Here is a 9,667-nt window from a genome sequence, read left to right as displayed (position 1 = left end):
GGGCGCGCCCGGCGAGCAGCGCGATCACTTGGTGGACGTAGGCATGGGCGGTTCCCACGCTGATGCCGAAGCCGGCTGCGATCTGCTCGAGGGTTCCGTTCTTGCGGAGGTACACCAGCGCAACCAGGGCCCGCTGCGCGGGCGGCAGTTTGCAGCGGCGGTCACCCTCACGGGTGACGATCAGCATCGAGACCCACTCGACGAGAGCATGCGGGACGTCGAGTACGGCACGATAAGGAACCAACGAGGCCCCCGGACTGTGATGTTGAGACTTCAGACATCTCGCTCAACAGTCCGAGGGCCTCGCCCGTTACTCGACCGGCCTCGTCACCCGATCGGTGGCCAAATTGAAAAGCCTCCCAGTGAAGAGAACCGTGGTCAAGCCAAGCACCGAGGCCTGTGAACCGTGCTGTGTGGCAAGTATGACCAGCCCGGCGGCGGAGATAAGGCCACCGAGGACAAGGGGCAGCTTCGCGTGGAAGCGCTTGGCGAGGGCTCCCGAGAGGGGGCCGCTCACCAGCATGATCAAGTAGCCCGGCAGCATCAGTAGCCCTGCTCGGGTCGCGCCCATCCCGAAACCGTAACCGGCGGATGCTGGGGTCTGAGCGAGTTGTGGGATGAGCACGATGGCGCCGAACATGTCAAAGGCGACCAGCAGCGTCGCGAGGTTGGTCATCGGAACGGGCGGTCGGACGAAGAGGGGGGACATCCACCAGCGGGTCGGGCGTGTGCCGTTCGACGAGAGCGAGAACTGCCAGAACCACGACACCGAAGGCGATCAGCCCGAGAGTGCGGCCGCTTCCCAAGCCCCAGGCGCGGCCCTGGCTGATGGCGATGAGCGGAGCGGCGATGCCTACCGCCAGCAGTGCTGCGCCCAGCAGGTCCATTTCTTCCCGTATGGCCACCAGGGACTCGGGCAGCAGTAGGTGTGCCGCGACCGCTGCGATCACCGCCATCACGTCTCCGGCCCAGAAGATCCAGCGGTACGACGCGTGGTCCACGAGCAGGCCGCCCATCAGCAGGCCGATCCCACCGCCGACACCAAGGATGGCGGAAATCAGTCCTACCGCCCCAGGCCGTCGTTCAGCAGGGAATTCGTCACGCACGATACCGAAGGACAAGGGAAGGATGCCCCCTTCAGCGCCTTGCAGCATACGGCCCGCGACCAGCGGCTCCAGACTGGCGCCGAGCGCCGCAAGCACCGCCCCGGCGGCGAAGAACAGCAAGGAGATGACCAGGAGGCGGCGCTCGCCGTACATGTTGCCCAGGCGTCCGAGCAGTGGGGTGAGCACGGCTGCGGACACCAGGTATCCGGTCAGCGTCCAAGTCGTGTCGTGTGTGTCGGCGTGCAGGGCCGAGGCCATGTCACCGATCGCGGGCACCAACGCGGTCTGCATCACAGAGAACGCGAGGGCCGCGTAGGCAAGGATGGTCAGGCTCCGGCTGAGCGGAGGCCGGACGGAGCTCGCTGTGCACGTCATGCGCAACTCCTTGGGCATTCTAGCCGGGGCGGTTCACGCAGCGTTTTCCGCGGCCGGCTAACGAGCCGCTTCACCAGCCGACACACAGTTCGTCGGGGCGGGAGTGAGGCTGCGGATACCGAAGGGGTCGCGGTGAGGGCGGGGCGGTGGCGGCCGTAGGCGGCGATGAGTGCCTGGAACACCCGTGCCTCGCCTCGGGCCTGTCCGAGCGTGGGCATCGGGATGAGGTGCACGGGGTCCGTGAGCCCGGCCCGGGCGGTTTCCTCGGACTCACCCGTGGCCATCTGGCGCAGGGCGATCGGAGCAAGGTCCGTGTCGGTTGTGCGAAGGCCCCACTGCTGTCGGGGCGTGTACGGGGTGAGGGCGTGAATCACGTGCAACTCCCGCTGTGAGGTCTGCTGTCACCTGCTACAGGTGTGCGGACGACGCGCGGTGTAACAGTCAAGGCGGCCGAGTTCCAAAGCTCGTTCGGAGGCGGGCGAGTGTCCGTTTGCCGAGCAATATCATGGCGTATCCGCTCATCCCGCCGATGCCGGCGGTGGCGGACACCGGGACGTAGACGCCGATGTTGTCGCCGTCGTTGGCGAAGGTGACCGCGGCGACTTCCAGTGGGCTGGGGCCGCCCCGAGCCTGGGGGTCAGCTGTGCTCGTTCGCCGGGGCGTCGTCGGGTGCCGGCGCCGCTGTAGTGCCCTCGTGCGCCGGTGGTATTTACGCGACAGTTGGGGCGTGCGATACCACCAGCCGCGCAGGGGCTGTTGGATGTTGCTCGGCGGGACCTGGGGGGCGTTAGTGTGAAGATCGCACGCCGGGGGCTTGACGGATAATCCGGAATGCTTCATTCCTGCACGAATAGCCCCTAGGGGGATTTGTAACGCCTTCCTCATTGTCTGCATTAGTTGTCTCCTGGGAATCAAGAAATCCGTTTGGTTCGTGGTCTGTTGAGGGAGGCAGTGTGCCTGCTCTGCAAGGTCGGCAGGTGCCTGATGCGGCGCTGGGCCGGACTCTGGGAACTTTTGCCCCGGTTAGGGGGTCCTGCCTGGTGGATCGGACGCGGGAGTTCACCGCGTGGCGGGATCTTCGGGCCGGGACGGATCTGTGGCCCTACTCGCGCACGCTGGAGACCTGTGTGGGGCCCCGGGCGCGGGCGAGCAGCCCGGAGACGGGGCAAGTGGTGGTGGGTATTTCCTTTTCCACCCAGGACTACCTGGGGCTGTCGCGAGAGCCTTCCGTGCGCGAGGCTGTGGCCGCGGCGCTGGCAGAGTATGGCCCGCATGCCGGGAGCTCGCCGGTTCTGACCGGCCATACGCCGCTGTCCGCGGCGCTGGCTGCGGAGCTGTCGGAACTGACCGGTATGGAGCATGTGGTTCTCTTTCCCACCGGTTGGGGGGCCGGGTTCGGGGCGATCACCGGGCTGATGCGGCGCCAGGATCACATCGTCCTGGACGAACGGGCGCACTCCTGTCTTAGTCACGGCGCTCACGCCGCGACCCGGAACGTCACGACCGCTACCCATCTGGACCACGACTCGGTACGCGAGCGGCTGGCTGCGATTAGGAAGGGCGATGCGGACAACGCGGTCCTCGTGGTCACTGAGGGCGTGTACTCGATGGACTCCGACACCCCGCGGCTTCGGGAACTGCAGGAGCTGTGCCACGAGTTCGACGCGACGCTGCTGGTGGACGTGGCGCACGACCTGGGAGCGCTCGGACCGGGCGGGAGCGGCCAGGTGGGGGCCCAGGGCTTGCTGGGTGAGATCGATCTCGTGATGGGCTCGTTCAGCAAGTGCTTTGCCACCAACGGTGGGTTCGTCGCCACCAGGTCCCGGGAGATGGCCGAGTATCTGTCGATCTACGCGAGTTCCCACTTCTTCTCCTCGGCTCTCTCCCCGCTGCAGGCCGCGGCCGCGCTGCAGAGCGCGCGGATCATCCGCTCTGCGGAAGGCGACCGGCGCCGGGCGGACCTGGCACAGGTCTCGGACCGGCTCCGGCACAGCCTGGCCGCCCGGCACCTGAGCGTGCTCGGCGAGCGCTCCGCCATCATCCCGGTGGAGACCGGCTCGGTGGCTGTCGCCCGACTGGCCTGGTCGCTGGCCGAGCGGCGCGGACTGATCCTCGCGCTGATCGAGTTCCCCGCCGTGCCCTTGGGCTCCGCCCGGTTTCGCATGCAGGTGATGTGCGATCACCGGCTGGAGGACATGGACACCGCCGCTGCGGTCCTGGACGAATCCCTCACCGAGGCCCGCTCCCTGCTGCGCGAGCCGGCGGACGCGTCGGGGAGTGCGTCATGAGGCCGCCGCGGCCCCTCGTGCTCGCCGGCCTGGGGGCATACGTGCCGCCGTCCCTGGTTGGCAATGCGGAGATCGCCGCCCGGCTGGGCGTGACACCGGAGTGGATTGAACATCGCACCGGGGTGCGTGCACGGCATGCCCTGGCCAAGGGGGAACTTCATCTGCCGCTGGCGGTCGAGGCCGGACGCCGGGCCTTGGAGTCGGCGGGCACCGCACAGGCCGACACCGTGATCGTGGCCAGCTGGACACACGATCAGGTGTGCCCGCCCACCGCGCCCGCGGTCGCCTCCGAGCTGGGGTTGGCAGATGCCGCAGCATTCGATCTCGGCGCGACCTGCACCGGCTTTCTGTACGCGCTGGCTGCGGCGGCGGGGCTGGTGGCCACGGGCTGCGCCGAGCAGGTGCTGGTGATCGCCGTGGAAACCCACTCCCGCTATCTCGCCCCCGACGACCCGGTGACGGTGCCACTGTTCGCTGACGGTGCCGGAGCGGTCGTGGTGCGCGCGGGCGCGGTCGGCGAACGGGGAGCGATGGGCCCGTTCCGTCTGGGCAGCGACGGTAGGGGCCGCGACCGGCTGGGGGTGTCGCCCGGCGGCTGGGGCGCCGCTGAGCACCCTGATCCGTATCTGCGGATGGACGGCAGCGCGGTGTTCCTGCACGCGGTGCGCCGCATGGTCTCTTCCTGCCGCGCGGTGCTCAGCGCCGACGGCCTGACGACGGCGGATGTGGACGCGCTGGTCGCACACCAGGCCAACGCGCGAATCATGGACGCGGTCGCGGACAGACTCTCCATCCCGCCACAGCGCACCGTGAACACCATCGTCCATTTCGGCAACACTGGCTGCGCCTCCATCCCCCTCGCCCTGGCCGTTGCCTCCCTCACCAGCGTGATCCGGCCCGGGGACCAGCTTCTGCTGACCGCTTTCGGGGCCGGATTCACCTGGGGAGCGACCCTGCTGACCTGGCCAGACCTGACCGTCCGGGCGCCGTGCGACGACCTCGACGCCTCCCCTGCCGAACACCTTCAGTGAAATACGAGAACAAGCGGATCAGTCATGGACATCACAGCGCGAGTACAGGACGTACTCATCAAAAAATTCAATATCAGTTCCGACCGACTGTCCCCGGACGCCACGCTCAAGAGCCTGCAGATGGACTCGCTGGCCTTGGTGGAGTTCGTCCTGGAAGTGGAGGACCAATTCGGCGTGCAGATCCCCGAAGCCGACGCCGGGGCCCTGACCGTCAGCCAGGTCACGCACTACATCGCCCGGCACGCGCCCGTGACCGAGCCCGGCCCGTAGCCAAAGGGGAGTGCGATGCGTGCGGCGGTACTCAGCTCCTACAACGGGCCGCTGGACCTCACCGAGGTCGCGGATCCCGAACCACCCCCCACCGGTGCGGTCCTACGCGTCACAGCGGTGGGCGTGTGCCACTCCGATCTGCACCTGCGCCGGGGTGAACTGCGGGACCTGGTGCCCATGGACCTGCCGACCATCCTCGGCCACGAGATCACTGGGCGGGTCGAGTCGCTCGGCACCGCGGCGTCCGGGCCCGCGGTGGGCACCGATGTACTGGTGTACCCGCCGGTCAGCTGCGGGGTGTGCAGAACCTGCCTGCGCGGCAGCGAGCACATGTGCACCACCGCCTCATGGCTGGGAGTCGGTCGACCCGGCGGCTGCGCGGACCTGGTCGCCGTACCCCGGGCCGACCGGCAGCTCATCCCTCTCGACGGACTGTCCCCCCTCGAGACCGCCCCGCTGGCCGATGCCGCACTGACCTCCTACCGCGCCGTCCGCAAGGTCGCCAGCCGCCTGCGCCCGGACTGCTCCCTGGTCATCATCGGCCTGGGCGGACTGGCCCAGTACACGGTTCAGCTCGCGCGCCTGTGCACACCGGCCGTCGTCATCGTCTGCGTGCGCCGCACGGCCCAACGGGCCGCACGGGCGCGGGCGCTGGGGGCCGACACCGTCATCGACCTGGACGACACCGACGCCGCGGCCAAGCTCCGCGCGGCGTGCCCCGGCGGGGCCGCCGACGCCGTCCTGGACGTGGTCGGGGCGCGTTCCACGATGGAATTCGCGGCCGCCGCTCTGGCACCGGGCGGGCAACTGGTCGTGGTCGGCTCCATGCTCGGCCAGATCCCCTTCGGGTGGGGCTGTGCCCCCTTCGAGGCAACTTTCACCACCAGTTTCTGGGGCAGCTTGAGCGAGCTCCACGACGTCCTCGCACTGGCCCATCGCGGCCTGCTCCGCTCCGATCTCGTCACCTATTCCCTTGACCGCATCGAGCAGGCGCACACCGATCTGGCCGACGGCCGGATCCCCGGCCGCGCCGTACTCCTGCCGCACGGCTGGTCCTGACCCCACTCTTAAGCAGCACAACCACAACCACATCGGAGGAATCTCGTGAACACCGACAAACTGCACCGCGACTTCTACGACGCCTTCGGGCGCCACGACTTCGAGACCATGAGCGCCATGGTCGACCCGCACATCACCTACGTCGACCACTCCCTCGCGTCCACCATCAAGGGCGCCATTCCCTTCCTGGACTACCTGCGTGCCTGGGTCGCCGCGTTTCCCGACACCCACGTGGCCGACTGCCGGTACTGGGCAACCGGCGACGCCTCGCACGCCATCGGCCTGTTCCGGGGAACCAACACCGGCCCGCTGGGCAACAGCCCGGCCACCGGCAAGGCCATGGACATCAACTTCTTCGAGCTCTACCAGTGGAACAACCGCGGCCTGCTGACCCACGGTGAAGCGCTCTACGACAGCTTGGTCCTGGGAGGCCAGCTCGGCATGGTCGACAAGAGCCTCGCCGAATGGCTCGGATTCCACCCCACTCCCTGAACAGGTACCCCTCCGGTCTCGCGCCGCTCCGGCGCGCATCGAAACGGCGCGACACGGGACTCCCTCACCTGCTCAGCCCCATCGGGAGAGAACCATGACCGAAAATACGTTGCGCCACCGCCGGGCGCTGGTCACCGGCGCCTCGCGTGGCATCGGACGAGCCATCGCCGTAGCACTCGCCACCGCCGGCGCGGATGTCGCGATCACGGCACGCGGCAAGGACGGGCTGCGGGAGACCGCCGCCCAGATCAGCAAGCACGGCACCCGCGCCGCCGTCCTGCCCGCCGACCTCTGGGAGGACGGGGCCGCCGGGCAGGTCGTCGCGGACGCTGCCGCCGCCCTCGGCGGCCTGGACACCATCATCAACAACGCGGCGTGGGCCGTACCCACACCGTTCGAGGACGTCGGCCCGGAGCAGTGGCGCACGTCGCTGCGACTCAACCTCGAAGTCCCCGCACAGATCTGCCAGGCCGCAGAACCCCACCTGCGCGCCGACGGCAAGGGCTGCGTCATCAACATCGGTTCCGTCGCGGCCTTCCGCGGCTTCCCCGCCACCCCCCACTACGCGGCGGGCAAGGCCGGTCTGATCTCCCTCACCCGCAGCCTGGCGGTGCACTGGGCACCCCACAACATCCGGGTCAACGCCCTGTGCCCCGGCTACACCGCCACCGAGATGACCCAGCCCTGGTGGCATGACGCGGGAACCTCCGCACAGATCATCTCGGCAATCCCGCTGCGCCGCTGGGCCCAGCCGGAGGAGATGTGCGGACCCACCGTCTTCCTCGCCAGTGACGCGGCCTCCTACATCACGGGACAAGTCCTCATCGTCGACGGCGGACTCCTGGCCGCGTAACCCCGCCCGGTCGGACCCGTCGGAAGGAGGCCGGCCATGCCGCGCTCTCAGGAACAGCCGAAGCAGCCCTGGGCAGCACAGCATGCGGGGCCCGACAGCCCGCAGACGGCCGCAGGACACCGCTCGACCTGGCCACGCCCGCTGGAGAGCCGCGGTGCGCTGGTCACGGGCGCGGCTGGCGACATCGGCCATGCCATCGCGACCGCGCTGGCCGACGCGGGCGCGGACCTTATCGTGACCGACCGCAACACGCCCCTGCTCGGCGACAGGGCCGGCGAACTGCGCTCCCGCGGCGCCTACGCAGGCATCATCCCCGCCGACCTGACCCGCCCCGGTGCCATCGGCTACGTCCTCGAGGAGACCGCCGACCGCCTGGAACATCTGGACATCGTCGTCAACGCCGCAGGAGTGTGCCGCGCGGTGGCCCCCGAACGGCTGACAGGACGCCTGTGGCGGGAAACCATGGCTGTCAACCTGGAAACCCCCGCTCAAATCTGTACCGCAGCAGCCCCCTACCTACGCTCCCGCGGTGGCGGATCCATCGTCAACATCGCCTCCGTGTCGGGCCTGTGCGCCTTCCCCGGTGCCGCGCACTACGCCGCCTCGAAGGCAGAACTCATCGCCCTGACGCTCGCACTCGCCGCCGCCTGGCACCGCGACGGCATCCGTGTCAACGCTCTGTGCCCGGGCTGGACCCGCACCGGGATGACACGCACACTCTGGACCAGCCCCGACCTGTCCAGCACCGTGCTGGAGCATGTTCCTCTAGGCCGATGGGCCGCCCCCGAGGAGATCGCCGACGCCGTGCTCTTCCTGCTCACCGACGCGGCCGCGCACCTCACCGGCACCGTACTCACCGCCGACGGCGGACTGCTCGCCGTATGACCTCTCCAGCACCCTCCGCTCGAAAGGACGCCGGGATGCCCGCCCCCACCGCTGTCATCGCCGGGCTCGGCGCCTGCCTGCCCGCACGCCGGATCACCAACGCACAGCTGGAGAACGGTCTGCACACCAGCGACGCCTGGATCCGCCAGCGCACCGGGATCGGAAGCCGGCACTGGGCCGAACCGGGAACCAGCACCGCGGATCTCGCCGTCACCGCGGGACGGTCAGCCCTGGCCTCCGCCCAGACCACCACCACCGATCTGGTCATCGTCGCGACCACCACACCCGACCACCGCTGCCCGGCCACCGCACCCCAAGTTGCCTGGCGCCTGGGCCTCGTCGAGACTCCGGCGTTCGACCTGGCAGCGGTCTGCTCCGGCTTCGTCTACGCCCTGAGCATGGCCTCGGCAGCCATCCGCGCCCAGGCCCAGCACCAGGTCCTCGTCATCGGCGCCGACACCTACTCCACCATCATCGATCCTCAAGACCGCACCTGCGCCGTGATCTTCGGCGACGGCGCCGGTGCCGCCCTGCTGCGCCGCGGCGCAGCAGACGAACCAGGCGCGCTCACCGCGTTTGACCTGGGCAGCGAAGGCGAGCACTCAAACCTGGTCCGCATCGACGCGGGCGGCTCCCGCCACCCCGACCCGGATGGACACGCTTCGCGCGAGGAACGCTACTTCCGCATGCACGGCAGCGCCGTGTTCCATCAGGCCGTACGCCGGATGACAGCATCCTCGCAAGCTACGCTACGCCGAGCCGGCTGGGCGACCGACTCCATCGAGGCGTTCATCGGGCACCAGGCGAACCAGCGCATCCTCGACACCGTCGCCGACCGCCTGGCCATCCCGGCCGACCACCGATTCGGCAACCTCGCTGCGGTCGGCAACACCGCCGCGGCGTCCATTCCGCTGGCTCTCACCGACGCCGCCGCGCGGCAGGCCGTCCGCCCCGGAGCCCGTACCCTCCTCACCGCCTTCGGAGGCGGACTCGCCTGGGGATCGGCCGCACTCACCTGGCCCGACGTACAGCCCGAACCACCCGCGCTGTACGAGCCCGGCACCATCGACGACCGCCAGGAACCGCCCACCAGCAAGTCGGCACCGTAGCCGCCACCCCCGACCCCACCGCGTGGCCTCGTCACGCGGCCATGCGCAGTTGGCTCAGAGCGTGTCTGAAAGATCGTGTAAGTCCGTGATGTGACAGGCTGGTCAGGTCTCTAATGGGCCTTGTCGGGCCGTGGGGAAGACTACGGTCCGTAGCCGCCAGCAGGTGAGCACTCCAGGTCTCCGAATCATTGCGAGTTCT

The 9,667-nt window shown here is 69.1% G+C and carries 11 protein-coding genes; 8 read left to right on the top strand and 3 right to left on the bottom strand.

Annotated features, from left to right (window positions below):
* The 3 genes from ACZ7GZ_RS40900 to ACZ7GZ_RS40890 all read right to left on the bottom strand — a co-directional run.
* Positions 1-244: helix-turn-helix domain-containing protein (locus ACZ7GZ_RS40900; RefSeq protein ID WP_471032640.1), on the bottom strand; the 244-nt coding region annotated here is incomplete at its 3' end.
* Between the two features lie 66 nt (positions 245-310).
* A complete protein-coding gene (locus ACZ7GZ_RS40895) occupies positions 311-676 on the bottom strand; it encodes a hypothetical protein (RefSeq protein WP_471032639.1) in 366 nt (121 codons plus the stop codon).
* On the bottom strand, positions 642-1,481 hold the full coding sequence (locus ACZ7GZ_RS40890) for an MFS transporter (RefSeq protein ID WP_471032637.1): 840 nt from the start codon (positions 1,479-1,481) through the stop codon (positions 642-644). Before ACZ7GZ_RS40890 ends, ACZ7GZ_RS40895 begins: the two co-directional genes overlap by 35 nt.
* A gap of 1,169 nt (positions 1,482-2,650) precedes the next feature.
* Between ACZ7GZ_RS40890 and ACZ7GZ_RS40885 the strand changes: the two genes are divergently transcribed.
* The 8 genes from ACZ7GZ_RS40885 to ACZ7GZ_RS40850 all read left to right on the top strand — a co-directional run bounded on the left by ACZ7GZ_RS40885 (position 2,651) and on the right by ACZ7GZ_RS40850 (position 9,468).
* Positions 2,651-3,769, top strand: coding sequence for an aminotransferase class I/II-fold pyridoxal phosphate-dependent enzyme (locus ACZ7GZ_RS40885; protein WP_471032635.1), 1,119 nt, complete (start codon positions 2,651-2,653; stop codon positions 3,767-3,769).
* Entirely contained in the window at positions 3,766-4,800 is a 1,035-nt protein-coding gene (locus tag ACZ7GZ_RS40880; protein WP_471032632.1) for a beta-ketoacyl-ACP synthase 3, read from the top strand. Before ACZ7GZ_RS40885 ends, ACZ7GZ_RS40880 begins: the two co-directional genes overlap by 4 nt.
* Positions 4,801-4,824: 24 nt before the next feature.
* On the top strand, positions 4,825-5,070 hold the full coding sequence (locus ACZ7GZ_RS40875; RefSeq protein ID WP_471032630.1) for an acyl carrier protein: 246 nt from the start codon (positions 4,825-4,827) through the stop codon (positions 5,068-5,070).
* 15 nt (positions 5,071-5,085) lie between these two features.
* Positions 5,086-6,129, top strand: a complete 1,044-nt coding sequence (locus ACZ7GZ_RS40870) for an alcohol dehydrogenase catalytic domain-containing protein (protein ID WP_471032627.1) — start codon at positions 5,086-5,088, stop codon at positions 6,127-6,129.
* A 45-nt stretch (positions 6,130-6,174) separates the two neighbouring features.
* Complete coding sequence (locus ACZ7GZ_RS40865) at positions 6,175-6,621, top strand: ester cyclase (protein ID WP_471032625.1); 447 nt, start codon at positions 6,175-6,177, stop codon at positions 6,619-6,621.
* 94 nt (positions 6,622-6,715) lie between these two features.
* Positions 6,716-7,474 carry an SDR family NAD(P)-dependent oxidoreductase gene (locus tag ACZ7GZ_RS40860; protein ID WP_471032622.1) on the top strand — a complete coding sequence of 253 codons (759 nt, stop codon included), beginning with the start codon at positions 6,716-6,718 and terminating at the stop codon, positions 7,472-7,474.
* A gap of 36 nt (positions 7,475-7,510) precedes the next feature.
* Positions 7,511-8,359 carry an SDR family NAD(P)-dependent oxidoreductase gene (locus tag ACZ7GZ_RS40855; RefSeq protein ID WP_471032619.1) on the top strand — a complete coding sequence of 283 codons (849 nt, stop codon included), beginning with the start codon at positions 7,511-7,513 and terminating at the stop codon, positions 8,357-8,359.
* A gap of 35 nt (positions 8,360-8,394) precedes the next feature.
* On the top strand, positions 8,395-9,468 hold the full coding sequence (locus ACZ7GZ_RS40850; RefSeq protein ID WP_471032617.1) for a beta-ketoacyl-ACP synthase III: 1,074 nt from the start codon (positions 8,395-8,397) through the stop codon (positions 9,466-9,468).
* Positions 9,469-9,667: the final 199 nt, after the last annotated feature.

It is taken from the genome of Streptomyces sp. NPDC037288, from assembly GCF_055603265.1.
The sequence above is the reverse complement of the archived record's forward strand: the minus strand, read 5'-3'. Positions and strand labels throughout refer to the sequence as shown.

Bases quoted from the DNA above. Each gene is read 5' to 3' on its own strand.
- ACZ7GZ_RS40890 (WP_471032637.1), bottom strand. From the start codon at position 1,481: ATGACGTGCACAGCGAGCTCCGTCCGGCCTCCGCTCAGCCGGAGCCTG.
- ACZ7GZ_RS40855 (WP_471032619.1), top strand. From the start codon at position 7,511: ATGCCGCGCTCTCAGGAACAGCCGAAGCAGCCCTGGGCAGCACAGCAT.
- ACZ7GZ_RS40860 (WP_471032622.1), top strand. From the start codon at position 6,716: ATGACCGAAAATACGTTGCGCCACCGCCGGGCGCTGGTCACCGGCGCC.
- ACZ7GZ_RS40870 (WP_471032627.1), top strand. From the start codon at position 5,086: ATGCGTGCGGCGGTACTCAGCTCCTACAACGGGCCGCTGGACCTCACC.
- ACZ7GZ_RS40880 (WP_471032632.1), top strand. From the start codon at position 3,766: ATGAGGCCGCCGCGGCCCCTCGTGCTCGCCGGCCTGGGGGCATACGTG.
- ACZ7GZ_RS40875 (WP_471032630.1), top strand. From the start codon at position 4,825: ATGGACATCACAGCGCGAGTACAGGACGTACTCATCAAAAAATTCAAT.
- ACZ7GZ_RS40850 (WP_471032617.1), top strand. From the start codon at position 8,395: ATGCCCGCCCCCACCGCTGTCATCGCCGGGCTCGGCGCCTGCCTGCCC.
- ACZ7GZ_RS40895 (WP_471032639.1), bottom strand. From the start codon at position 676: ATGACCAACCTCGCGACGCTGCTGGTCGCCTTTGACATGTTCGGCGCC.